Below are 22,793 nucleotides of genomic sequence, written 5' to 3'. Positions count from 1 at the left end.
CACGACCCGTGCGGCGTTATCTACCCCCCCACTCTTTGTGCGTGTTTGTCGCAGACGGGCTGACCGGCCGCGGCGCCCGCCCCCCCCCCCCCCCCCGCGGGGCCCCCGCCCCCCCCCCCCCCCCCCGGCGCGGTCGGCCGGATCTGCCCGCCAAGAAGCGGATTACGGTCCCAACGCCGCGCTCTTCTGTACTGGGGGCAGCAGGCGGCCCGCTCGGGTCAGGGTCGCCAGACCGTGTAGGGCCGCCCAGAACACCTCGGTGCACCCCTAGTGGTGCGATGGATCCACCAGCTTGTCCAGCACCATCCGCACCACCCGGTACGCCGCCGTCTCCTCCGCCGCCCCCTCCGTCGTCCCGTTCTCTACGCGCTCCTCCTGCTGCCGCACCCAGTCCCGGGCGAGCCGGATACGGCGGAGCAGTTCATCCGAGTCCACAACACCATCGGCCATGACAATCGCGTACCCCGGATCCGCGGATAAGCACCTCTGAGCGCCCGCACGGACGGGTGATGGCTACGGAGAGTGGGTATCACCTCACCGTACGACACTGCCGATCGTGTACCTGACACAACCGGCACCCCTCCCCCACTCCCCCATCACCACCGAAGGGGTCCCCATGGCGTGGTATCCCGCCGCCACCCGCATGGAGTTACAGCCGGAGTCCGACGGCCAGCCGGCGATCCGGCCCACCCAGTTCATCCTGCACAGCATCGCCGCGCCCTGGACCGCGCGCCGGATGTACGAGTACTGGCGTGACTCGACCAATCTGGAGAGCCACTTCGGCCTCGGTTACCAGGGCGACCTCGCCCAGTACATCGGCACCGAGACCCGCGCGGACGCCAACTACCAGGCCAACAGGCGGCCCGACGGCACCGGGGCCGTGTCCATCGAGACCGCGTCGAACCTGAAGCACACCGATCCGTGGACGGACCAGCAGGTCGAGCAGCTCATCCGGCTGGGCGTCTGGTTGCACCAGCGCCACGGCATCCCGCTGCGGGTCTGCCGCAGCGCCTCCGATCCCGGTTACGGGTACCACCGGCTGCACAGCGCCTGGGCCGTGTCCGGCACGGCCTGTCCCGGCGACGCGCGCGTGCGCCAGTTCAAGAACGTCGTCTTCCCCGGGATCGTCGCCCGGGCGAGCGGCCAGTCACCGCCCCCCGCACAGGAGGACCCCATGCCGAGCGTCATCACCGAGTCCGTGTCCGGCGGCCCGGCCCTCGTGGCGGGGCAGTACCTGCTGCTGCAGATGGCCAGGGACTCGGCGCTGCTCCAGGGCCCGTGCGCGTACACGGCCACCGCGTACGCCACGGTCCGCGGCGAGGCCGGCACCCGGGTCACCATGCGGTTCCACAACCTGGCGCTGTCCAACAAGGCGAGGTCGCACGACCTGCCCATCGACTGCGGCGTGATCGGCGCCGACGGGGTGCTGAACGTCGCCGTCACGCGCAACGGCAGCCTGCCCGCCGACGTACAGCTGAGGGTCGAGATCAAAGCGGACCGCGCCGCCCGGGTGGAGCACCGCGTCCTGCGCGCCCTCCGCTGGGCGGCCTGAGTCCGAACGGCTCCGGAACGCGGCGCGGCCCCCGCCCCGAGCGGTGTGCTCGGGGCGGGGGCCGGTCTCCCCCCGGTTACGGGTCGTTGATCAGACGAGCGGGCGGATCGCCGTCGGGGCGTGGCCCGGCTCGGTCGCCAGCTCCTCGAACTCGGTGACGTCGCTCATGTCGACCGTCTTGCTCATCGCGATGTTGGTGATGCGCTCCAGGATGGCCTCGACGACCACCGGGACCTGGTACTCGACGGCCAGCTTCTTGGCCTCTTCGAACGCCTCGCCCAGCTTCTCCGGGTCGGTGACCCGGATCGCCTTGACGCCCAGGCCCTCGGCGACCTTGACGTGGTCGACGCCGTAGACGCCGATCTCCGGGGTGTTGATGTTCTCGAACTCGAGGTTGACCTCGAAGTTGATGCCCAGGTTGACCTGCGCCTGACGGATCAGGCCCAGGTAGGCGTTGTTCACCAGCACGTGGACGTAGGGGACCTTGTGCTGGGCGGCGACCGCCAGCTCCTCGATCATGAACTGGAAGTCGTAGTCGCCGGAGAGGGCGACGATCGGGGTCTCCGGGTCCGCGGTGGCGGCACCGATGGCGGCCGGGATGGTCCAGCCGAGCGGGCCGGCCTGGCCGCAGTTGATCCAGTGGCGCGGCTTGTAGACGTGCAGGAACTGCGCGGCCGCGATCTGGGAGAGGCCGATGGTGGTGACGTAGCGGGTCTCCGGGCCGAACGCCTTGTTCATCTCCTCGTAGACGCGCTGCGGCTTCATGGGGATGTTCTCGAAGTGCGTACGGCGCTGCAGGGTGCCCTTGCGCTCCTGCGCGGAGGCGGCCCAGGCGCTGAAGTCCGGCAGCTTGCCCGCGGCCTTGAGCTCCTTGGCGATCTCGATGAAGAGCTCCAGCGCGACCTTGGCGTCGGAGGCGATGCCGTAGTCGGGGGCGAAGATCTTGCCGATCTGGGTGGGCTCGATGTCGACATGGACGAACTTCCGGCCCTTGGTGTAGGCCTCCATGTTGTAACCGGTGTGGCGGTTGGCCCAGCGGTTGCCGATGCCGAGGACGAAGTCCGACTCCAGGAAGGTCGCGTTGCCGTAGCGGTGCGCGGTCTGGACACCGACCATGCCGGCGGCCAGCTCGTGGTCGTCCGGGATGGTGCCCCAGCCCATCAGGGTGGAGATGACCGGGATGTTGGTCAGCTCGGCGAACTCGACCAGCAGGTCGGAGGCGTCGGCGTTGATGATGCCGCCACCGGCGACGATCAGCGGGCGCTCGGACTCCAGCAGGAACTGCAGAGCCTTCGCGGCCTGGGCGCGGGTGGCCTGCGGCTTGTAGACCGGCAGCGGCTCGTACGTGTCCGGGTCGAAGTCGATCTCGGTCAGCTGGACGTCGATCGGCAGGTCGATGAGGACCGGGCCGGGACGGCCGGAGCGCATCAGGTGGAAGGCCTGCTGGAAGACGCCCGGGACCTGCGCGGCCTCGAGGACCGTGGTCGCGGCCTTGGTGACGGGCTTGGCGATCGCGGCGATGTCGACGGCCTGGAAGTCCTCCTTGTGGAGCTTCGAGACCGGGGCCTGGCCGGTGATGCACAGGATCGGGATCGAGTCGGCGATCGCGGAGTACAGGCCGGTGATCATGTCGGTGCCGGCGGGGCCGGACGTGCCGATGCAGACACCGATGTTGCCGGCCTTGGCGCGGGTGTAGCCCTCGGCCATGTGGGACGCGCCCTCGACGTGGCGGGCGAGCGTGTGGCTGATGCCACCGCCCTCCTTGAGCGCCCGGTAGAAGGGGTTGATGGCCGCGCCCGGGACCCCGAACGCGTTGGTGATGCCCTCACGCTTGAGGATCTCAACTGCCGCTCGGGCAGCGGTCATACGAGGCATGGAGTGCTCCTGCTTCGGCCTGGCGGATCGGGCTCTGTCGCGCCACCTGAGAGCGTCGATTCCGTAATGCGGAAGTGTACTTCTGTTATGTGGAACAATTTAGGGTCGGTGCGGCGATCGCGTCAAGCGCCGACCGCTCGACTCGGGCCCCGATGGCCGAAGACCTCCCCAAGAAGCCACGCTTGGTGGACCATGGGTCACGGAGCGAAGGGGGCCGTCGTGGGCGAGGGCGAAGGCGTGGGCAAAGGCGTGGAGCAGGGCGCGGAGCACAGCGTGGGAGAGGCCGTGGGCGAGGGCATGGGTGAGAAGGTGCCGGTGCGCTGCCCGGCGTGTCGGCGAGCGCACGCGTACGCGCCGCCCGTCTATCCCTGCGCCTGTGGCGCGCCGGTCGCCCCTCCCCTCCTCAAGGGAGCCCACGCCGAGCCCATCACCCACCGCACGTGGACCGACGAGTGGGTCACCGTCCGCTGCACCGCGTGCGGGCGCCAGGACCAGTGGCCGCAGCCCGAGCTCGGCTGCCCCTGCGGCACGGTGCTGCGGATCCCCGTACGGCCGGTGACCTCGGTGCCGCCGCAGGCGTGTCGCGCGGCGGGGTCCGGGGCCGGCCCCACCGCCTCCACGACGGGCGTCACCACGGTCCCGGCCCAGGCCCCGGCTTCCTCTTCCTCCTCGGCCCCCGCCTCCTCGGCGCCCTCGCACATCCCGCTGCCGCGCACCGCGGCGGTCCCGCGCCCCTCCTTCCGCCCGGTCACCATCCGTACGGCGCGGGACGCCGTCACCGCCGCGGCGCGTTATCTGCGCTGGCTCGGCTTCCGGGAGGTCGTCCAGCCGGACGAGCAGCCGGTGCCGTCGTCCGGGATCGACCTGCGCGGGCCGGGCCTCGTCGCCCAGGTCGATCCGACGACCAGGCCCGTCTCGCTCCGCGCCGTCGAGTGCCTGTGGCTCAACGGCCTCGCGGCCGAGGCGGTGAGCGTCTTCTTCTCGCTCGCCGGATACGACGAGGTCGCCCGCGCCCGCGCGGACGACCTGCGGCTGCCGCTCTTCGTGATGGACCTGACGGGCACGCCGCAGCCCGTCAACAGCTCGGCGGACGAACTGCTGGCGAGGGGCGCGTAAGCGCCGGGCGCGGACCCCGGGCGGCGCCCGCGGCCCTGGCTCGACGCCTCACACCACCCCGTACCGCTCGCGCAGCTCCACCTTCCGCACCTTCCCGCTGACCGTCATCGGGAAGGCGTCCAGCACCTCCACCCGGCGCGGGACCTTGTAGTGCGCCAGCCGCTCGCGGCAGTACGCCGTGATCTCGTCGAGCGTCGGCGGGTCCGCCGGGTCGCGCGGGATGACGCAGGCCAGGATCTCCTCGCCGTACCGCTCGTCCGGCACGCCCACCACCTGCACGTCGGCGATCTTGGGGTGGCCGTACAGGAACTCCTCGATCTCCCGCGGGTAGACGTTCTCACCGCCCCGGATGATCATGTCCTTGATGCGCCCGACGATCCTGACGTACCCGTCCTCGCCCATCACCGCCAGGTCGCCCGTGTGCATCCAGCGCCCCGCGTCAATCGCCTCGGCCGTCCTCTCCGGCTCGTCCCAGTAGCCGAGCATCACGCCGTAGCCGCGGGTGCACAGCTCGCCCGGCTCGCCGCGCTCGACGGTCACGCCCGTCGCAGGGTCGACCACCTTGACCTCCACGTGCGGCATGACGCGGCCGACCGTGCCGGTGCGGCGCTCCAGATCGTCGTCGCGGCGCGTCTGCGTGGAGACGGGCGAGGTCTCCGTCATGCCGTAGCAGATCGACACCTCCGCCATGTGCATCTCCGCGACCACCCGCTTCATCACCTCCACCGGGCACGGCGAACCGGCCATGATCCCGGTGCGCAGCGAGGAGAGGTCGTACGCGGCGAAGTCGGGCAGGTTCAGCTCGGCGATGAACATGGTCGGTACGCCGTACAGGGAGGTGCACCGCTCCTGCTGGACGGCGCGCAGGGTGGCGGCCGGCTCGAAGGACGGCGCCGGGATCACCATGGTGGCCGCGTGGGAGGTCGCGGCGAGATTGCCCATCACCATGCCGAAGCAGTGGTAGTACGGGACGGGGACGCAGATCCGGTCGCGCTCGGTGTAGCCGAGCAACTCGCCGACGAAGTATCCGTTGTTGAGGATGTTGTGGTGGCTGAGGGTGGCGCCCTTGGGGAAGCCGGTGGTGCCGGAGGTGTACTGGATGTTGACGGGGTCGTCGCACGACAGCTCGGCTTCCCGGGCGGCGAGTTCCTCGTCCGGGACCGTCCCGCCCACCAGCTCGTCCCACGACGCGTCGCCGATGTAGTGCACGGCCCGCAGGTCCGGGCAGTCGGCGCGTACCCGCTCCACCATGGCCCGGTAGTCGCTCGTCTTGTGGGCGAGGGACGCGATGAGCAGCGAGATCCCGGCCTGGCGGAGCACGTACTCCAGCTCGTGCGCGCGGTACGCCGGGTTGATGTTCACCAGGACGGCGCCGATCCGTGCCGTCGCGTACTGCACCAGGACCCACTCGGGGCAGTTCACCGCCCAGATCCCGACCCGGTCGCCCTTGCCGACGCCGGCCGCCATGAGTCCGCGCGCCAACTCCTCGACCCCGCGCGCGAATTCCGCGTACGTCCAGCGCCGCCCCGACGCCACGTCGACGAGCGCCTCGCGGTCGGGGAAACGCCGCACCGCCCGCGCCAGGTTCGCGCCGATCGTGTCGCCGAGCAGGGCCGTGGTGCTCGCCCCGTGCGCATACGACAGGCTCATCGGCCCAGCTCCCTCTCGTCGTACTCGGCGCCCGACCCCGCCGCCGTCCGCTCGCGCAGTTCGATGCGGCGGATCTTGCCGGAAACGGTCTTGGGCAGCTCGGCGAACTCGATGCGGCGGACGCGCTTGTACGGCGCGAGGACGGCGCGCACGTGCGCGAAGAGGACCCGCGCCGTCTCGGGGCCCGGCTCCCAGCCGTCGGCGAGGACGACGTACGCCTTCGGCACGGCGAGCCGTACGGGGTCGGGCGCGGGGACGACGGCCGCCTCGGCGACGGCCTCGTGCTCCAGCAGCGCGCTTTCGAGCTCGAAGGGCGAGATCTTGTAGTCGGACGACTTGAAGACGTCGTCGCTCCGCCCGATGTAGGTGAGGTAGCCGTCCTCGTCGCGGGAGGCGATGTCCCCGGTGCGGTAGTAGCCGTCCGCCATGGCCTCGGCCGTACGCTCCGGGTCGCCGTGGTAGCCGGTCATCAGGCCCACGGGCCGGGCGGACAGGTCGAGCGCGATCTCGCCCTCCGCCGCGCCCGGCTCCCCGGTCACCGGGTCGAGCAGTTCGACGCGGAAGCCGGGGCTCGGCCGCCCCATGGAGCCCGCCTTCAGCAGCTGGCCGGGGCTGTTGGAGACCTGCACGGCGGTCTCGGTCTGCCCGAAGCCGTCCCTGATCGTCACGCCCCACTCGCGCCGTACGGTCTCGATGACCTCGGGGTTGAGCGGTTCGCCGGCCGCGACGACCTCGCGGGGCGGGGTGGTGAGGGCGGAGAGGTCGGCCTGGATGAGCATGCGCCACACGGTGGGCGGGGCGCAGAAGCTGGTGACGCCGTGGCGGTCCATCTCGGCCATCAGGCGGGCGGCGTCGAAGCGCGTGTAGTTGTGGATGAAGACGGTGGCCTCGGCGTTCCAGGGGGCGAAGAGATTGGACCAGGCGTGCTTGGCCCAGCCGGGCGAGGAGATGTTGAGGTGGACGTCGCCCGGCTGGAGGCCGATCCAGTACATCGTCGCCAAGTGGCCGATGGGGTACGAGGTGTGGGTGTGTTCGACGAGCTTGGGGCGGGCGGTGGTGCCGGAGGTGAAGTACAGCATCAGGGGATCGTCCGCAGAAGTGTCGCCCTGGGGAACGAAGGGTGCGCACGCCCCGTAGGCGTCCTCGTAGGCGATCCAGTGCGGGACGCGCGCGCCGACGGCGATGGGCGTGTAGTTCCCGGGTACGTCCGCGAACTTGGCGGTGTCCTCGGCGCGCGCGATGACGTGCCGCGCCCGGCCGCGCTCGACGCGGTCGGCCAGGTCGGCGGGTCCGAGCAGCGGCGTCGCGGGGATGACGACGGCCCGCAGCTTCATCGCGGCGAGGGCGGTCTCCCACAGCTCGACCTGGTTGCCGAGCATGACGACGATCCGGTCGCCGGGGCGCACGCCGAGTCCGCGCAGCCAGTTGGCGACCCGGTCGGAGCGCTCGGACATCTCGGCGAAGGACAGGCGCCGCTCGGTGCCGTCCTCCTCGACGATGTGCAGCGCGGTGCGGTCGTTGCCCCGGGCGATGACGTCGAACCAGTCCAGTGCCCAGTTGAAGCGGTCCGGCCGGGGCCAGACGAACCCCTTGTACGCCGTGTCGTAGTCCTCCCGGTGCCGCAGCAGGAAGTCCCGGGCCGCCCGGAACTCCTCCGTGGCGGCCGTCGCAGTGCCCCGCGTCGCCATGTGTCCTCCTCGCAATGGGTGTGCCGGAGTCTCACTACCCCCGATCGGCTACGGAGCGAACGCCCCGAACCGTACGGCGTCCACGTCGTACGCCAGCGTGGTGAGGGTCCGTTCGGCCTCCTCCGCGACGGCCGCGCGCTGCTCGCGCGTCAGCGTCCCGAACAGCTGCACGGTGACCGTGGCCGTCCCGCCCTTGGTCTCGTCCAGGTGCCAGATGCCGGCGAGGAAGCCGTCGACGAGGAAGGTGCGGTACGCCTGGTTGCCCTTCCAGGTGCGGTCCTTGTACTCCGGCGGTACGACGCGGGTGCGGTCGGCGTGCGAGAGCAGCAGGTTGTCGAACTCGGGCAGGAAGCGCGGCGGGGCGGGGGTGTCCGCGTCGGGGCGGGGCGCGTCGGGCAGGTCGAAGAGCTCGGTCCCGGACTCGTCCCGGAAGGTCAGCAGGCGGGGCCGCAGCCGTTCGAACGCCTCGCGCCGCCGGGTCAGGCCCGACCAGGTCTGCATGTCCTTGACGGAGGCGGGCCCGAAGGCGGCGAGGTAGCGCAGCACGGTCGCGTCGGCCGTCGCGGGGGTCGCCGTGGCCGCGGGCTCCGTCTCCCTGCCGAGCCACGCCTCGGCGGTGGTGAGGGCCACCTGGCCGCTGCGGCCCCACAGGCCGCGCGGGGTGACCTGCACGAGCGGCAGCAGGCAGCGGGCGGCGACGGTCAGGGCGAGCGGGTCGGCGTCCGGCCAGTGGCCCAGCAGCGCCTCGCGGATCTCCTTCGGCGTACGGGGCCGTTCCTCCACGAGCGTGCGCGTGAGGCCGGCCAGCCGCTCCAGGTCGACGCCAGCGAGGCCCTTGCGGAACAGCTGCACCTCGCGCTCCCGGGCCGGCTGGACCAGGGGGCGCAGGCGCAGTACGTCGTCGGCGGTGTGCAGGTGGAGGGTGGAGCGCAGGGTGACGATCCGGGCGGCCTCGCGGGACTCCAGGAGCCCGGAGAGCTCCTCGGGCCGGAAGCCGTCGAGGCGGGCGGCGAGGGCTACGTAGGGCGGCTTGGTGTTCTGCGCCTGGAGGCCGACGAGGTGCTCGACGGCGTGCTTCGCGGACATCGGGGTACGCCGGAGCAGGAGCTGCCGCGCGAGGGTGGCGCGGTTGAGGGCGCGTGTGGAGAGCACGGGGCCGGGGCTCGGGCTGGTTGTGGTGGCCATGTCGGGCACGGTACGCCGCCGCGCTGGAACAAAGCGGGGCATATATCCTGCCCCGAGGCAAGGAGGTGAGATCCGATGACCCTGCCCTCGAAGAAGAACAACTGGCGCCGACGCCTTCCCGCCGACCCGCCTGCCACGACGACGACGGCCACGACCACGGCGCCCGCGCCCCCCGACCGGCGGGGCAGCATCGTCCAGGCCTCCGTCTACCGCGACGGCCGCAAGGTCGCCTCCCTGACGACCCTGGCCGAGACCTTCCGCCGCCTGCGCGAGGAGCCGGAGGGCATGGCGTGGATCGGGCTGCACCGCCCGTCCGAGGCGGAACTGCTGTCGCTGGCGGACGAGTTCGACCTCCACGAACTCGCCGTCGAGGACGCGATGGAGGCGCACCAGCGCCCCAAGCTGGAGCGGTACGGCGACACCCTCTTCGTCGTCCTGCGCGCCGCCCGCTACCTCGACGCCCAGGAGGAGGTCGACTTCGGCGAGCTCCACATCTTCATCGGCACGGACTTCCTCATCACCGTCCGCCACGGCGCGGCCCCGGACCTCTCCTCCGTCCGCCGCCGCATGGAGGAGACCCCCGAACTCCTCGCCCTCGGCCCGGAGGCGGTGCTGTACGCCATCCTCGACGCGGTCGTCGACGAGTACGTCCCCGTGGTCGCGGGCGTCCAGAACGACATCGACGAGATCGAGACCGAGGTCTTCCGCGGCGACCCCGCGGTGTCGCGCCGCATCTACGAACTCTCCCGCGAAATGGTCGAGTTCCAGCGCGCGACCCGACCGCTGGTCGGCATGCTCAACTCCCTGATGGCCGGCTTCGCCAAGTACGGCACGGACGAGGAACTCCAGCGCCGCCTGCGCGACGTCGCCGACCACGTCACCCACACCAGCGAACGCGTGGACGGCTTCCGCCAGGCCCTGACCGACATCCTCACGGTGAACGCGACCCTGGTCACGCAGCAGCAGAACGCGGAGATGCGGGCGTTGGCGGAGGCGGGCTTCGAGCAGAACGAGGAGATCAAGAAGATCTCGTCGTGGGCGGCCATCCTGTTCGCCCCGACGCTGGTCGGGACCATCTACGGCATGAACTTCGACCACATGCCGGAGCTGCACTGGGTGTACGGGTATCCGTTCGCGATCCTGCTGATGGCAGTGGTGTGTTCGAGCCTGTACGTGGTCTTCAAGAAGCGGGACTGGCTATAGAAATCGGGCCGGGGTGCGACTACCACCACCCCACCCTTGCGATCTAAGGACCTGCAGAACCGGTACGGCCGTCCCCGGTGGAGACGTCGCCGACGACGTACCCACCCACCGCGACGGATCGCTCACCTGTGGCCTGCACAGCCCCTCCCGCACCAGCCGGGGGCGACTGGGGCGCCCTCCTCGCCCGCCGACGGCTGGGTTGGGGCACTGTTGTGTTGTGGTCACCGGTAGAGACGTTGCCGGTGACGTCTCCGCCAACACCGACCGCCCGTATCCCGCTGACCGTCACCGAACCTGCCGCTGACTGCGGAGCCGACCGTTTGAGGGCGTACACCGACACCCCCAGACCAGCCAGACCTGCAAAGGCCCCTAGAACGCTTGCCACTTGGTCGGCGGTATCAAGATCGCGCGCCACGACGAACGCGAGCAGCCCTCCGGCCAACAGAGTCCCGAGGACCGCGCCAGCCCAGGCCAGCACCCTCTGCTGCTGTGTCATACCGACCATCATCGGCTACGACACGGCCAGCAGTCACTGACAGGAGAACTGGACCCAGCCATTCCGTGCCAGCGCCAGGACCGCCGCCCGTCGAGCCGAATCCGGACCGTACACCCACGATCCACACAAACTGATCATTTCCAGGCGCTGCCGTGCTTCACCACGACGGGGTATCGGGAATTAAGATCGGTGGACTTAGTGCGAAACGGGGCACCCTTGTTATCGACAATAAGCGTTCCCTGCTTACCCTTGTGCGTCCAATCAAGGGCGAGCTTCCAGGTGACGAGGCAATCGCATTGCCTGTAGTCTTCACCGGCGGCATTTGCCTCGATGTCGAAGATTTCCGGATCAGTGGCCGATACCTTGTACCCAAACGGCTTCTTGATCACCTCTAATTTACCGTCGTCCGCACGAGTTACCAACTCGAAGTCCGGAGCGTCGCCGGCCAGCATGACGCGATAATTGCGCGCAAGGAGATCACCACCGCAGCCCGTGCGGAGGCTGACGTCCGTGCCCGCTGGGAGCGGCCCCCTACGCACTTCGACAATCCGCATGTTACGGAGCACGACGTCATGGTTGTTCATCCCTTGGATTACCAACCTGAGGCGTGTGATGCTGTTATCAATACCGCCAAGCTGGTGAGCCCACTCGGCCGTCGGCTCCCCCGGCGGAATGGGAATGTCTTCCGGCCTCTTACCAGGAAACGTCCAGCCCTCGCAATTGTCCTTGGACGGCGTAAATTCCGTCGTTGCAGCAAGAGGAGGCATGTCGGGATCGTCGCTGCCCGCGTACCAGACGATGAGGCCGCCGATAACCGCCAGAGTTACCAGGACCGCCACCACCGTCCGAGCGGTGGGCGGTGGGTGCAGGTGCGTGACGTTGTTGTTGCCGGTGACGACCGCCCCGTTTACGTTCCCACCCGTGGCCGCTGATCGTGGGCCGCCGGCTTGGACGCTCAATGCCTCCTGATTCGGAGTCGCCGAGGCTACAAGTGCTGGCGCTGCTTGCCCGTTGCTACTGCCACCAACGGCACGGTTTCGAGTGTGCCGAAGTCTCTTCCTGCCCATCTACGACCCCCTCCGCACGCATGCGCTACTGCAAGCCACAGTCCCAGCCCCTGACGTCCGACCTGCTTGCCTGGAGTTTGGCGCGATCAACTACATCCTCCATAGGGGACGTTGCGGTGAACTCACGAGCAAGCACTTTTGTGTTGCTCATCCCCGGTTGAGCCAGGCGGCCAGTGCTCTGCTTCGGAACGGGAGCTGGCCGCATTTTACGGCGTCACAGAAGGATGGCCGGGCCTGGCGCGGCCCTCGAGCAAGCAACCCTCGCCGCCCAACGGCAGGCGGTCCCGAGTCACACGGCTCGGTGACGTCAAGCTGCCCTCCCTCTTGGTGCCTCGTGTGATCGGGCAGTACGACGGCTTCATCACCGAGGTCAACTTCGGCGTGCTGGCCGAGGACATGCCGAGCGCGCCGGTGTGGTGGGGCGCCGACTGCGGCCCCTTGCTGTGCGCATCCACTTGGCGCCAGGCTTCCGCTGCGCCGCCACGCGGCAGATACTCAGCGTGCACTGGGGCAGTACCGGTGGGTCTTGGTTGACGTCGGAACACCCCCACGTCAGCGGGGAGCACCGGTATCGCGGGGGTGTGGCGGTGTGCCAGCGCGGAACACCCCCGCGTCGGCGGGGAGCACGTCGGCAGCTACATCCGCAACCTCCTGTTCGTCGGAACACCCCCGCGTCGGCGGGGAGCACTCGCGGCGGGCGGCCTGCCGGGCGATGGCCAGTGGAACACCCCCGCGTCGGCGGGGAGCACGTAAGACACCCGTCGCTACCACTAGCGCTCGGTGGGAACACCCCCGCGTCGGCGGGGAGCACCAGCGCGTCCACCACGCCACCCAGCGCAGTGGCGGAACACCCCCGCGTCGGCGGGGAGCACGTAGACACCCGTCGCTACCACTAGCGCTCGGTGGGAACACCCCCGCGTCGGCGGGGAGCACGTCGCCGTGGCAGTACTGGTAGCCCGGCGTGCCGGAACACCCCCGCGTCGGCGGGGAGCACTCCCCCGCCGGCGGCGCCCGCGTAGGCGTGTTCGGAACACCCCCGCGTCGGCGGGGAGCACGTCGCCCTGGTGTTGACGCGGGGAGGGGTTTGCGGAACACCCCCGCGTCGGCGGGGAGCACGTCCAGTCCACCCGCCTGGAGCTGATGGGCTCCGGAACACCCCCGCGTCGGCGGGGAGCACCCGGTCGGTGTCAGCCTTGTCGACCGGTGAGCCGGAACACCCCCGCGTCGGCGGGGAGCACACGACCACGGCCTGAATCGCGCCGTCGTCGTCCGGAACACCCCCGCGTCGGCGGGGAGCACACTTCGTGACCTGCATGTTCTATACAGCTTTGCTATCTCTTTGCCATTCCGATCGCAATGAAACTCCCGTCATACGCATCAGGGTCAGTCCGTCGAAGTCGACGGGGACGCGGCGGCGCGTGCCCGCGGTTTGAATGACGTAGCCCTGTTCGGTCGCAGCTGGGTGGACGAGAACGGCAGCGCCGTCGCCTACGCAGGCCGCGACGGCGTCCCAGAGGTGGTCGCGTACTCGGGCGGAGACGGTGCCTACGAAGATGCCGGGGACGACTTCGGTGGTCCATCTGGACAGGGCCCCCCTGAGGTGGTCGGGGACCGCAGTGGTTGCGATGACCAGCATGGAAGCCACGTCAGGCTCCTTCCGGCGCGTAGTTCACCCCTGCGGGAAGGACGCCTGCCTTGGGATCCCAGAGGTGGACCATGCGGATGTCGTGGCGTTCCGACTCGTCTTCATCGGTGTGCGCTCCTGGTGTGAGGAGGTTTTGCACATCCTGGACGACGCGTGGCAGGAGCTTGAGGAGACGGAGTTCGTCGCGGAATTTGCGACGGGCTTCCTGTTCCGGGTTGGCCGATTGGTGGAGGGAGAAGGCCACGGGCAGGGTGGTCTCGGCCTTGTAGAGGTCGGCGATGTCGTAGACGAAGGCGTGCTGGGTGCCGGCGTGAACGAAGCCGAGGGCCGGTGAGCAGCCCAGGGCCAGCAGAGCCGCGTGGACGATGCCGTACAGGCAGGTGTTGGCCGCGGACAGGGCGAGGTTGACGGGGTCTTGCTGGTGCCATTGGTCGGGGTGGTAGTTGCGTCGGAAGCGGCCGATGCCGTGCTGCTGAGCGAGGATCTTGTACAGGGCCTTCATCCGCTGGCCTTCCATGCCGCGCAGCTGAGCGAGGCTGGTGCCTTCGGGCACGGTGTCGTCACCGAAGCGCAGCTCGTACATGCGGGTGGCGACGTCCAGTCGCCGTTGGGGGTCGGACCATGCGGTGACCTGCTGCTCGAGCCAGTGGGTGGTGAGTGAGTCGGGCAGGATGCCTGCGTAGGCGCGCACGCCGCCGGCTCCGGTGCACACCACGCTGGTGCCGTGTCGGGCGAGGGTCGTCAGGGCGCGGGTGGTGATGGATACGCCGGGGCCGAGCAGGAGGCAGGTCAGGGCTGCGGTGGGGATGTAGACGGTGTCGGTGCGTTCCTTGTCGACCTGGATCTGAGCGCAGACGCCGGTGTCGTCCTGTACGACGCGGACCATGTCCAGGTAGAGGAAGGACAGGGAGTCCGCGATGCGCGGGAGCATGGCGAGGGTGGGGGCGGCCAGGCGTTTGCGGGCGTGGTCGTTTGGGCGTGGGGTGCTCATGGGGCGGCTGCCGGGGCGAGGCTGAGCAGGCCGGCGCCGTAGGACTTGGCGCGGCCGATACCGCTCAGTACGGCGTGGGTGAGAGCGTCCGGGTCGGTGACGGTGGCGGTTCCGTCGTAGCGGACCAGATGGTGGCGCATGGGCACTGCGCTCTTGGCACGAGGGCGTACGGCTGCGACCGGGGTGGGCAGCAGGGTGCGGATGTCCAGTCCTGCCTCGGTGGCGCGGCGTGTCCACCACTGGTCGGCGTCCGGTCCGGTGAGGGGGATGCGCTTGCCGCGTCGGCCTTTCTGTTCCAGGGGCAGGCGTTCGCAGGTGACCGGGTTGACGACGATGCGGTAGCGGACGGCGATGCCCTTTTTCAGGGCGTTGAACATCGGGGTGAGGTCCTTGATGTCGATATGGCCGTACCCCGGGGGCAGGCGGGCGGGATCGAGGGTGGCGGCTTGGACCAGGAGGGTGCTCAGCGTCTCTGATTCGTCCAAGCGGTAGAGCAGTCCGGCTGCTTGCCGGGGGGCTTGGCCAAGGTGATCCGGCGCGAGCCGCATGAGGGTGCGGTGCATCTGGGTGGCATCGTTCAGGTCCCGCTGGACCTCGCGGCTGTGCAGGTTGAGGCGGATGCGGGCCACCGTCGCGCGAGAGCTCATGCGAGACCCTCCTCCATGGCGTAGTCCATCAACTTGTGGTGCAGGGTGTAGGGGCTGGCGGCGAGCTCTGCCGGGAGTTGCTCCACGGTGCGGTACAAGCGGCGCCGGTCATGGCTGCGGCCGTGCGGGGTGAAGCTGCGGGGGACGTCGTAGAGAGCGAGGGTGTCGCTACGGTCTCGGGGCTCAGGCGGTTCGTGTTCCCACAGGAAGGTGACCGGGACGGTGCCGTCCTCGCAGGCGGTGCGTGCCGGGTCGGGGCTGAGCGGCACGCGCTGGAGCAGGTCGTCTACGGGGTCGGTCGTGCGGGCCCTGAGCAGGAAGGGCTCGTCCGGGACACAGGAACGACGGCCCAGGTAGGGCGACCAGTGCGGCTGGTGCAGCGCGACGCCGATGGCGGTGATCACGTCGTCGGGCCCGGTCATGGCGACAACGAAGACGGCATCGGACAGGTAGTGGCGGCGGGTGATGACGGCGGCACCCTTGTTGCTGCCGCCGCTGGTGGCGGCGGTTCGCTCCTTGGGTTGTCCACCGCCTGCGGTGTGGTAGTCGACGAGCCGTACTCCCGGCCGGTCGACGCGTACGGTGAAGTCCAGTGCGGCGTAGCGCTCCAGTGCCGCTGTGTCGTGGCGGGGGATGCCTTGCGCGGCGGCCAGCATGCCTGTGAGCGCGGAGCGGGTGGGGAACGGGGCGGTGTCCCGGTCCGGGGAGAACGCCGAGCGCTCCCCCCAGGATTGCAGGGGGCCCGCGAGCCGCAGGAGCAACCCGCTCACGCCTGCTCCCCCGTCGGCAGGGACGCCTCCAACGCGGCGTCGATCAGGTCGTAGAAGGAGTCGTACGCCGTTCCCAGAGGCGTCAGGTCCAGGTCGTCGCCGGTGACGGCGGCATGCCCGTGGAAGGGGCGGTGGCGGTTTCCGGTGAGGCGGTTGAGGTTCTGGGCGTACGCGGCCAGTGCTGCACGCGAAGCGCGAGCGAAGCCGCCGTCGCTGTCCCTGACCGGCGTTTCGAAGGCGGCGGCCAAGGAGAGGGGGCGCTGGGTGCGTACGGCGAGGTAGGCGAGGTCCGGAACGGTGTGCGGGGCGGTGCTGGTCCGCTTGGCCTGCGGCAGGGAGAGCAGGAAGTGCTCGGCGAAAGAGCCCAGGACGGTGCGGGCCGCTTTGTGGTCACCGTCGAGGTTGGTGACGAGGTCGGTGATGTTGACGGTGGCGTAGCGGTAGAAGACGCCGGCGCTGAACTCGGAGGTGTCCAGGTGGCCGCTGCCGGTGTCGGCTTCGCCGAGCCAGTCGTCGACGGCCGTGAAGTAGTCGCGCTGCGGTTCGGCGGCGTGGGTCGTGAAGGCGTGGGCGACCTGCGCGGCGCCGTCGACGTTGGCGCCGGGCAGCTCGGCCAGCATCCGGCCCAGCAGGCTGATGGAGGCGGTGCGCCGCTTGAGGATCTCCTCAACACGGTCGGCAGGCAGCACCTGACCGGGCTTCTTCTTGCCCTGGTCGGCCTCGAGGCCCTCGCGATGTTCCATGCAGAGCGTGACCAGCTCCTCCAGACCGCTCTCCGGCAGGAACAGCAGGACCGAGGTGTGGCCGCCCTTCTCGGTACCGATACCCTTCTTGCCCGCGCTCACGGCGACTTGCTCGCCGGCGAACTCGGCGAGGTCCGCGGGCCAGCCGGCCCGCTGCAGCGCCTGGCGGACCTTGACGGGCACCAGCCTGGTGCGCGTGGCTTTCTCGCCCAGATCCTGCTCGACACCGTGGCGGATCACACGCTTCCAGGACTGGCTGGAGACGCGGATACGCGGGGCGTTTCCGTACCGGACTGTCTTGGGAGAGCCGAGGTCGTCCCGGTTGAGGTTGGCAGCCGGTACGGACTGGACGGCGCTCAGGTCCAGGAACAGGGCCATCAGTTGTTCTCCTCGTACAGGTCGGTCGTGTCGTCGGTCGGAGGGGTGATGCTGTTCGGGTTGTCGGCGTCGTCGCCGTCACCGCTGGGGTCGGCGGTGCGGAAGTAGCTCTCCAGCCAGCGGGTGGCGATGCGCTCACGGCTGCGGTTCCACCAGGAGAGGTCCTCCAGCAGTACCGCCCAGTCGAGGGTGATGCCGCCGGTCAGCAGGTGCCGGGTCAGCGCGGGCAGCCGCCCGTGGAGCGCGTCACTGCTTTGCCGGCTGAACAGGTGGAGGTCACCCTCGGCCGAACCGGGTTTGATGATCCGGGCGTTGACGGCGGCAGCCAGACCGGTGCCGAGGTTGGGCCGCAGGTGCCATTGCGGTACCGGGTCACCGTTGCCGGCGCGTTCGGCGTCCGCGTCGCGGGCCGGTCTGGGGCGGGCGGCGATCAGTGCCGCCACTGCATAGTGGGCCCGCCTGGCGTCACGGTGCAGAGCTTCCGGCAGGCGGCGTACGAGGTAGCGGTGGAGGTGGTTGCAGCGTTCGACCGGTTGGCCGAGGCCCGTACGCAGATCGGACTGCACGCGCTTGTTCTCACAGAGGGACAGGACGTAGGCGACGAACGTGTCTGAGTGGCGGGTCTGTTCGGACTTGGCGGTGGCCGGCGGCATGGGGCTGGCAGGCATAGGGCGATGTCCCGGATGGCGTGAAGGGTGGAGTGGATTACGCGGCGGCCCGTAGGAGGGCACGTACGAGCGCGTGGGCGCGTGCGCGAGCACGGGCCACCCGGATGTCGGCCCGGTTGGCTGGCCCGATGGCGTCGTCGAGGGCCTTCAGCGCAGCGGCCACCATCGGTGGCAACGGCGGGGAGTCGCACCGGGCTGGGTCGGCAAGCCGCCAGAATTCTCGTTCGGCAGCGGGCCAGTAGCGGTGGAGAGCCGCCTGGGCCCACGGGCCGGGTTTGCGCCTGTCCAGCTTGACCTTCGGCGTGGAAGCGGCGCTGGTGTCGCAGGCGAGTTTCCAGGCGAGGCGGGCGGCGTGCTCCAAGCGGGAGCCGACATCCTCAGCGGCCCGGTGGCAGCGGGCCAGATGGCGGGCCATCCGCGCATCGGCCTCCTCCTGCCACTGCAGGATGGGCGGTGTCGTGGCCTCGAACCACGTCGTGTCCTTCTGCTGGCCGTCCTGGTCGAACCCGTAGGCCCGTACGGACAGGCGGCTGCGCAACCGGGGCGGAAGGCTGTTCAGACTGTGCGGACGCAGGCTCTGGTGGCTGGTGTCCTTCAGCAGCAGGGCGTCGACGTCCCGCCACAGGGCCCGCGCCCCGTTCGCCTCGCGTGCGTAAAGCTGCCCCTCCTTGCCGCGGTCGAGAATGACGTACGGATCGCGCGCCGTGGGCCTGGGCTGGTGGGTGGACCACGTGATGTAGGCGTCGGTGACGTGGCTCCCATCCTCCGACGGCACCAGCAGCACCGCGTGCCTGAACCGCCCGGTGAGCAGCCTGCCCGGCCAGATCAACGGCGCGGGCGGGGCAAGCGGGTCGGGTAACTCCGCTGCCTCCCATGGGCATTCGTCAACCAAGTCCGTATCCGTGCCGCTGTCCGGTACGGGAACAGCGAGCACGAGGCTGGTGAAGAGGTTCGGCCCCCAGGCGTGGTACGAGACGCTCTTGCGCAGGGGCCCCGCATCGCCGCTGCCGGTCCTCTCCGTGGTGATCCGACGCGGTGTGCACTGCCCTGCCGGCCCGTAGTACAGCTGGGCAATCAGGTGCCATGCGGCCTCCGCAGCGGGGAGCGCCACGGGCTCGCCGTCCGTGAAGTGACCGAACAGCACGGCGCCGTTGGTGCCGGTGGGCCGTCCGAAGACCAGCTTGTTCACACCGGAGGGGTTGGGATTGCCCTTGGCGTCCACACACTCCGCAACCAGGCGCGGGTCCTGCAGGAAGGGCCGGACCGGGTCGAACAGATCGAAGCGGCCCGCAGGCACCGTCTCGTCGAGATAGGTGTCCACCGCCTTCGGATCAAACCGGCCCGCCGCCAGAACCGAAGCACGTACGTCCAGCCAGGTCGCGATGTCCTCCGCCGCATCCTCATCGTCCAGCCGCACGCCGTCGCCGTCCTGAGCGATGCGCGCTGTCATCACGGCGAGGACCCGCAGCAGACCAGAGGCCGCCGGCGGTACGGGTAGCTCAAGATCGTCACACTCGTGCGCACGGTGAAACAACTCCCTCAGTCCGCACCGGGCAGAGGTTCCGTCGGACCACCGGACCGGAATCCAGGGCTCTTCGCGCAGATCGAACACGCCCTGTGGCATGCTCCGCCTCCTCTCGTCCTGTCGCCTCGCCATACGCGTACGGCGAGCCGCCGAGCTTCACGTCACGGTGAGGAGTGAAGCCCTGGCACAGTGAAGCAGGCAGCACTGACAACGCGGTTCTCGTAATCGAAAGTCACCGAACTCGGGTGCGACTATGGTTGGTTGCTGTGCCACCGCGCTCACCCCCGTGCGGCTTTGCCCCCAGGATGCGAGTCGGGCCGGGTACCTCACTGGCGCACCAACCCCAGCTCCGCATCCAGATACATCCTCCGGCCGGCCACCTGCACCGGCCGCACCAGGCCATCGGTGCATTGCTGCCTCAGCACCACAAGATCCCCGAGGAGCGGATGCTCCGCCCAGGCGTCAGGAGCACGGTGGTTCTCCACCTCGCCCTTGAACCACTCGGCGTTGACCGGGATGGTGCGCGCCATCACGGCCCGGGCATCCGCAGGAGTGAGCAGTTCAGCGTCGGTCGGCAACGGGCGGGTGCCTTCCACGTCCAACGTGGTCCTGCCGTCTTCGTGTACGTACACGCACAGCAGCCGGACGGCGTCGACGCCCAGCCTGGTCGCCGCCTCCCACTCGTCCTCGGCACCGTGCAGATGGTGCAGGTCATGCAGCCCGACCACACTGCGCGCCCTGGGGATGACGAGGACATCCCCGACGCTCCGTTCCGCCATCTCCTTGCCGCGGTAGGCGGTGTAGGCCGCGGACTTCGCCGGATCGTCCCAGGCGAACTGGTCGGCCCGGTCACCGTGCACGTCCTCGACCAGGCCCTGCACGTCGTCCGGGATCACGATGGGGTTCCGGTCGCGTCGCGCAAGCGCTTCGGACGTCACCCGGAGGAGGAACTCGGCGTAGACCTCGCCCCATTGACCGGGCACGCCGCCTCCAGCTGCCAGCGGGTCCAGGACAACCAGCTTGGGGTATGTCGCCCAGGCCGGCCGGGCACCGCCCTGTGGGCGGCCGTGCTCGGCCCACCAGGACTCGTGCCGCCAGCAGCGACCGGCTCGCTGCAGCAACAGCGCGAGAGGAGCGAGGTCGCTGATGACCAGGTCCGCGTCCAGGTCGAGCGACTGCTCGACAACCTGCGTAGCCACCACAATCCGACGCATCGGCCGCGGCCCGGACCGCCCGAGCCCGGCGGTGATCGTTCGCGTCCGCCACTCACGTTCCTCCGCCGGGAACCGAGCGTGCAAGAGCACCACTCCATCCTCCCCGGTGTTCCCCTGCGGCGGCAGGAGGTCACGCAGAGCGAGATAGGTCTGCTGCGCCTCGTCCACGGTGTTGCACACGACCAGCGCGCAACCACCTTCACCTTCGATCACCGGCGCAAGCAGCCGCCGGATCACCGACAGCCGGTTCCGCTCCCCGCCTGCCGTCCCGTGGACGACCGGCTCCACCTCCACCGCCAGTTCCATCCGCCGGGCAGCGGCCTGCTCCTTCTGCATCACCTCGGACATCTGGGCGCAGGACGCGTCCGCCGCGTCCGCATACAGCCACCCTGGGTAGGGCGCCTTGAAGCTACGGCCGCGGAGCTCACTCTGCTTCCAGCCCGTCCCCTTGAGGTACTCCTTGATCAACCGGTCACTCACCGACGCCGGCAGCGTGGCCGACAACAGCACCACCGGCACCCCGTACCGGCCCATCCAATTCAGCAGCCTGCCCAGCAACACCTGCATGTACGGGTCGTAGGCGTGTGCCTCGTCCAGGATGAACGTCTTGCCGGACAGCGCCAGCAGCCGCAGCGCGTTGTGCCGCACGGGCAGTACCGCCATCAGCGCCTGGTCCACCGTGCCCACCGAGAACTGGGCGAGCAGCGGCCTCTTCGCGCCACGCAGCCAACGCCGCGGCCGCATGTCCACCTCACGCCGCGCCTGTTCACCCGCAGCCTCCTCGTCAGCCTCACACGTCAAAACGCGCACGCCGTCCGCGAGATCTTCCGCATAGGCACTGTTCAACCACGCCATGCTGTGCGTAAGGGTGAGCCCTGCCTCTCCCGCAGCCTGCCGAGCAACGACCCCCGCCACACGCCCGTACATCTGGTCACTGGTCGCCATGGTCGGCAGCAAGAACACGAACCCGCGCGTACCGAACCGCTCGGCCAGTACCCGCTCAGCCTCCAGAGCGGTCTCGCTCTTCCCATCCCCCGGTGCCGCGGTCACCAGCAGAATCCCACCACGACGTCCGCCCTCAGCCAGTCGGCGGCGAGAGCCGATCACGAGAGGCAGCTCCTCCCTCACCGACCGCTGCAGCGCGTTGGGCTCCCCCGCGATGCCGTACGCCTCGGCGAATTCCTTCCGCTCCAGCGCCACCGGCAGCAGTCCCGCCGCACGCACCAGACCCTCCGCATCCGCGCACGACTGCTCAGAGTGCTCGGACAATGAGGCGCTCAGCGTCTCCTGGCGACGACGTAGGTACGTCTCCTGGCTGACCAACCAGTCCGCCAGGATCACCAAGCCGGTCACCAATACCGCTGCCGACGCCTCCACCTCCTCGGGCGGCACCGGCGCCCCCAGAGCATCGAACACGGCGCCGGCGTGCGCCTCCCGCTGCCGCTCCCAAGCCGGGCCACCCAGAAGGTCCCGGTTCTGCGGGTGAAGCTCTACAAACTCATGGAACCGTCCATGATGCCCCCCGATGATCTCCGCCACCCGATACATCGCCCCGTTCACAGAGTCACCGGGATCCCGGAATCCCAGCACCGCCAGCACAGCCGCAGCGGCTTGCATCCCCGCCACCTCATGCGGAAGCCGCTCCACCCCAATACGCCCCTGGTCCTCACGCAGCGCCCTGCTCAGCAACTCGCGGGCACGGACGTCACAGAGCTGGAAACCCGAGAGCTTCCCCACGTCGTGCAGGCCCGCACACAAGGCGGTCAACGCCCGAGCCCGGCCGTGATCACCGGCCACACCTAAGCCCTCCGCGATCGAGACGCGCTGGCTGTCCGAGAGGTACTGATCCCACAAAAACACCGCAACGGCGGCTGCATCCAGCAGATGCCGTACCAACGGATACGGCCCGCGTGCCGGGTCCAGTCCCCTCGCCTTCCCCCACGCCGATTCATCGACATCCCCATACCGACCGCACATCAGAGCTCCCATCCCTGCAGCTGCTGCACCTCCGGAACGAGCACTGAACCACATACCGCCGACACCCAGGGGGATAAGGCCGATACAGTCCTACAGTGAGCAAAACACAGACAGCTCAAGAACGAGTTCCTTCGGCAAAGGCATTGCAAAGGGACCGCTAAGGGCCAGGTCAGGAAGTGTCCTCCCCGCCGACGCGGGGGTGTTCCGTCCCGCGACGCCGCCAACCGCACCCTGTCCGAGTCCTCCCCGCCGACGCGGGGGTGTTCCGGCACAACCGCCACGCGTCCCGGGCCGAACCGCGTCCTCCCCGCCGACGCGGGGGTGTTCCGATTTTGGGCGGGCCGCTACAACCAGGTCACGCGTCCTCCCCGCCGACGCGGGGGTGTTCCGCCGGTTGCGCGAC

The 22,793-nt window shown here is 69.6% G+C and carries 17 protein-coding genes and 2 CRISPR repeat arrays; of the genes, 3 read left to right on the top strand and 14 right to left on the bottom strand.

Annotation, left to right across the window (positions count from 1 at the left end; genetic code table 11):
* Positions 1-267: 267 nt before the first annotated feature.
* Complete coding sequence (locus tag ACIRNI_RS29770) at positions 268-450, bottom strand: hypothetical protein (RefSeq protein WP_403556147.1); 183 nt, start codon at positions 448-450, stop codon at positions 268-270.
* Between the two features lie 166 nt (positions 451-616).
* On the opposite strand from ACIRNI_RS29770, the gene ACIRNI_RS29765 reads away from it, so the two are divergent.
* Positions 617-1,552 carry an N-acetylmuramoyl-L-alanine amidase gene (locus ACIRNI_RS29765; protein WP_403556145.1) on the top strand — a complete coding sequence of 312 codons (936 nt, stop codon included), beginning with the start codon at positions 617-619 and terminating at the stop codon, positions 1,550-1,552.
* Between the two features lie 90 nt (positions 1,553-1,642).
* Here the strand turns inward: ACIRNI_RS29765 and gcl are convergent, their stop codons facing one another.
* A complete protein-coding gene (gene gcl / locus ACIRNI_RS29760) occupies positions 1,643-3,427 on the bottom strand; it encodes a glyoxylate carboligase (RefSeq protein WP_403556143.1) in 1,785 nt (594 codons plus the stop codon).
* A 297-nt stretch (positions 3,428-3,724) separates the two neighbouring features.
* Between gcl and ACIRNI_RS29755 the strand changes: the two genes are divergently transcribed.
* On the top strand, positions 3,725-4,543 hold the full coding sequence (locus tag ACIRNI_RS29755) for a hypothetical protein (RefSeq protein ID WP_403556157.1): 819 nt from the start codon (positions 3,725-3,727) through the stop codon (positions 4,541-4,543).
* A gap of 48 nt (positions 4,544-4,591) precedes the next feature.
* Here the strand turns inward: ACIRNI_RS29755 and ACIRNI_RS29750 are convergent, their stop codons facing one another.
* Genes ACIRNI_RS29750 through ACIRNI_RS29740 form a run of 3 tightly spaced genes read right to left on the bottom strand, consistent with a single transcriptional unit; the run spans position 4,592 to position 9,066 of the window.
* Positions 4,592-6,193 (bottom strand): AMP-binding protein, encoded by a 1,602-nt coding sequence (locus ACIRNI_RS29750; protein ID WP_403556141.1) that lies wholly within the window; start codon positions 6,191-6,193, stop codon positions 4,592-4,594.
* Positions 6,190-7,881 carry an AMP-binding protein gene (locus ACIRNI_RS29745; RefSeq protein ID WP_403556139.1) on the bottom strand — a complete coding sequence of 564 codons (1,692 nt, stop codon included), beginning with the start codon at positions 7,879-7,881 and terminating at the stop codon, positions 6,190-6,192. Before ACIRNI_RS29745 ends, ACIRNI_RS29750 begins: the two co-directional genes overlap by 4 nt.
* A gap of 48 nt (positions 7,882-7,929) precedes the next feature.
* The gene (locus ACIRNI_RS29740; RefSeq protein ID WP_403556137.1) at positions 7,930-9,066 is read right to left on the bottom strand and encodes a winged helix DNA-binding domain-containing protein; all 1,137 of its coding nucleotides are present in this window, start codon (positions 9,064-9,066) and stop codon (positions 7,930-7,932) included.
* Between the two features lie 75 nt (positions 9,067-9,141).
* On the opposite strand from ACIRNI_RS29740, the gene ACIRNI_RS29735 reads away from it, so the two are divergent.
* Positions 9,142-10,269, top strand: coding sequence for a magnesium and cobalt transport protein CorA (locus tag ACIRNI_RS29735; RefSeq protein WP_403556135.1), 1,128 nt, complete (start codon positions 9,142-9,144; stop codon positions 10,267-10,269).
* Positions 10,270-10,899: 630 nt separating this feature from the next.
* Here ACIRNI_RS29735 and ACIRNI_RS29730 read toward each other — a convergent pair.
* The 9 genes from ACIRNI_RS29730 to cas3 form a co-directional block, all read right to left on the bottom strand.
* Positions 10,900-11,724: a hypothetical protein gene (locus ACIRNI_RS29730; RefSeq protein ID WP_403556133.1), complete on the bottom strand. Its 825-nt coding sequence runs from the start codon at positions 11,722-11,724 to the stop codon at positions 10,900-10,902.
* Positions 11,725-12,369: 645 nt separating this feature from the next.
* A CRISPR array of direct repeats spans positions 12,370-13,131; the repeat unit is 28 nt; unit sequence GGAACACCCCCGCGTCGGCGGGGAGCAC.
* Positions 13,132-13,150: 19 nt separating this feature from the next.
* Positions 13,151-13,477: a type I-E CRISPR-associated endoribonuclease Cas2e gene (gene cas2e / locus ACIRNI_RS29725; RefSeq protein WP_403556131.1), complete on the bottom strand. Its 327-nt coding sequence runs from the start codon at positions 13,475-13,477 to the stop codon at positions 13,151-13,153.
* Between the two features lies 1 nt (position 13,478).
* The gene (cas1e, locus tag ACIRNI_RS29720; RefSeq protein ID WP_403556155.1) at positions 13,479-14,408 is read right to left on the bottom strand and encodes a type I-E CRISPR-associated endonuclease Cas1e; all 930 of its coding nucleotides are present in this window, start codon (positions 14,406-14,408) and stop codon (positions 13,479-13,481) included.
* A 56-nt stretch (positions 14,409-14,464) separates the two neighbouring features.
* Positions 14,465-15,115 carry a type I-E CRISPR-associated protein Cas6/Cse3/CasE gene (gene cas6e / locus ACIRNI_RS29715; RefSeq protein WP_403556129.1) on the bottom strand — a complete coding sequence of 217 codons (651 nt, stop codon included), beginning with the start codon at positions 15,113-15,115 and terminating at the stop codon, positions 14,465-14,467.
* Positions 15,112-15,885 (bottom strand): type I-E CRISPR-associated protein Cas5/CasD, encoded by a 774-nt coding sequence (cas5e, locus tag ACIRNI_RS29710; protein WP_403556127.1) that lies wholly within the window; start codon positions 15,883-15,885, stop codon positions 15,112-15,114. Before cas5e ends, cas6e begins: the two co-directional genes overlap by 4 nt.
* A complete protein-coding gene (gene cas7e / locus ACIRNI_RS29705; protein WP_403556125.1) occupies positions 15,882-17,006 on the bottom strand; it encodes a type I-E CRISPR-associated protein Cas7/Cse4/CasC in 1,125 nt (374 codons plus the stop codon). The genes cas5e and cas7e overlap by 4 nt, the downstream gene beginning before the upstream one ends.
* Positions 17,006-17,674: a type I-E CRISPR-associated protein Cse2/CasB gene (casB, locus tag ACIRNI_RS29700; protein ID WP_403556123.1), complete on the bottom strand. Its 669-nt coding sequence runs from the start codon at positions 17,672-17,674 to the stop codon at positions 17,006-17,008. Before casB ends, cas7e begins: the two co-directional genes overlap by 1 nt.
* A 37-nt stretch (positions 17,675-17,711) precedes the next feature.
* A complete protein-coding gene (gene casA / locus ACIRNI_RS29695) occupies positions 17,712-19,298 on the bottom strand; it encodes a type I-E CRISPR-associated protein Cse1/CasA (protein WP_403556121.1) in 1,587 nt (528 codons plus the stop codon).
* A 227-nt stretch (positions 19,299-19,525) separates the two neighbouring features.
* Positions 19,526-22,402, bottom strand: coding sequence for a CRISPR-associated helicase Cas3' (gene cas3 / locus ACIRNI_RS29690; RefSeq protein WP_403556119.1), 2,877 nt, complete (start codon positions 22,400-22,402; stop codon positions 19,526-19,528).
* Between the two features lie 166 nt (positions 22,403-22,568).
* A CRISPR array of direct repeats spans positions 22,569-22,780; the repeat unit is 29 nt; unit sequence GTCCTCCCCGCCGACGCGGGGGTGTTCCG.
* Positions 22,781-22,793: the final 13 nt, after the last annotated feature.

Origin of the sequence: Streptomyces sp. NPDC093546 (genome assembly GCF_044765045.1) — a bacterium.
GTDB lineage: Bacteria > Actinomycetota > Actinomycetes > Streptomycetales > Streptomycetaceae > Streptomyces.
This window is presented reverse-complemented; position numbering and strand designations above follow the sequence as displayed.

What these genes read in the sequence shown, in the direction of transcription:
- ACIRNI_RS29770 (WP_403556147.1), bottom strand. Translation starts at nt 450, where the DNA reads ATGGCCGATGGTGTTGTGGACTCGGATGAACTGCTCCGCCGTATCCGG.
- ACIRNI_RS29765 (WP_403556145.1), top strand. Translation starts at nt 617, where the DNA reads ATGGCGTGGTATCCCGCCGCCACCCGCATGGAGTTACAGCCGGAGTCC.
- gcl (WP_403556143.1), bottom strand. Translation starts at nt 3,427, where the DNA reads ATGCCTCGTATGACCGCTGCCCGAGCGGCAGTTGAGATCCTCAAGCGT.
- ACIRNI_RS29755 (WP_403556157.1), top strand. Translation starts at nt 3,725, where the DNA reads ATGGGTGAGAAGGTGCCGGTGCGCTGCCCGGCGTGTCGGCGAGCGCAC.
- ACIRNI_RS29750 (WP_403556141.1), bottom strand. Translation starts at nt 6,193, where the DNA reads ATGAGCCTGTCGTATGCGCACGGGGCGAGCACCACGGCCCTGCTCGGC.
- ACIRNI_RS29745 (WP_403556139.1), bottom strand. Translation starts at nt 7,881, where the DNA reads ATGGCGACGCGGGGCACTGCGACGGCCGCCACGGAGGAGTTCCGGGCG.
- ACIRNI_RS29740 (WP_403556137.1), bottom strand. Translation starts at nt 9,066, where the DNA reads ATGGCCACCACAACCAGCCCGAGCCCCGGCCCCGTGCTCTCCACACGC.
- ACIRNI_RS29735 (WP_403556135.1), top strand. Translation starts at nt 9,142, where the DNA reads ATGACCCTGCCCTCGAAGAAGAACAACTGGCGCCGACGCCTTCCCGCC.
- cas1e (WP_403556155.1), bottom strand. Translation starts at nt 14,408, where the DNA reads ATGCTCCCGCGCATCGCGGACTCCCTGTCCTTCCTCTACCTGGACATG.
- cas6e (WP_403556129.1), bottom strand. Translation starts at nt 15,115, where the DNA reads ATGAGCTCTCGCGCGACGGTGGCCCGCATCCGCCTCAACCTGCACAGC.
- cas7e (WP_403556125.1), bottom strand. Translation starts at nt 17,006, where the DNA reads ATGGCCCTGTTCCTGGACCTGAGCGCCGTCCAGTCCGTACCGGCTGCC.
- casB (WP_403556123.1), bottom strand. Translation starts at nt 17,674, where the DNA reads ATGCCTGCCAGCCCCATGCCGCCGGCCACCGCCAAGTCCGAACAGACC.
- casA (WP_403556121.1), bottom strand. Translation starts at nt 19,298, where the DNA reads ATGCCACAGGGCGTGTTCGATCTGCGCGAAGAGCCCTGGATTCCGGTC.
- cas3 (WP_403556119.1), bottom strand. Translation starts at nt 22,402, where the DNA reads ATGGGAGCTCTGATGTGCGGTCGGTATGGGGATGTCGATGAATCGGCG.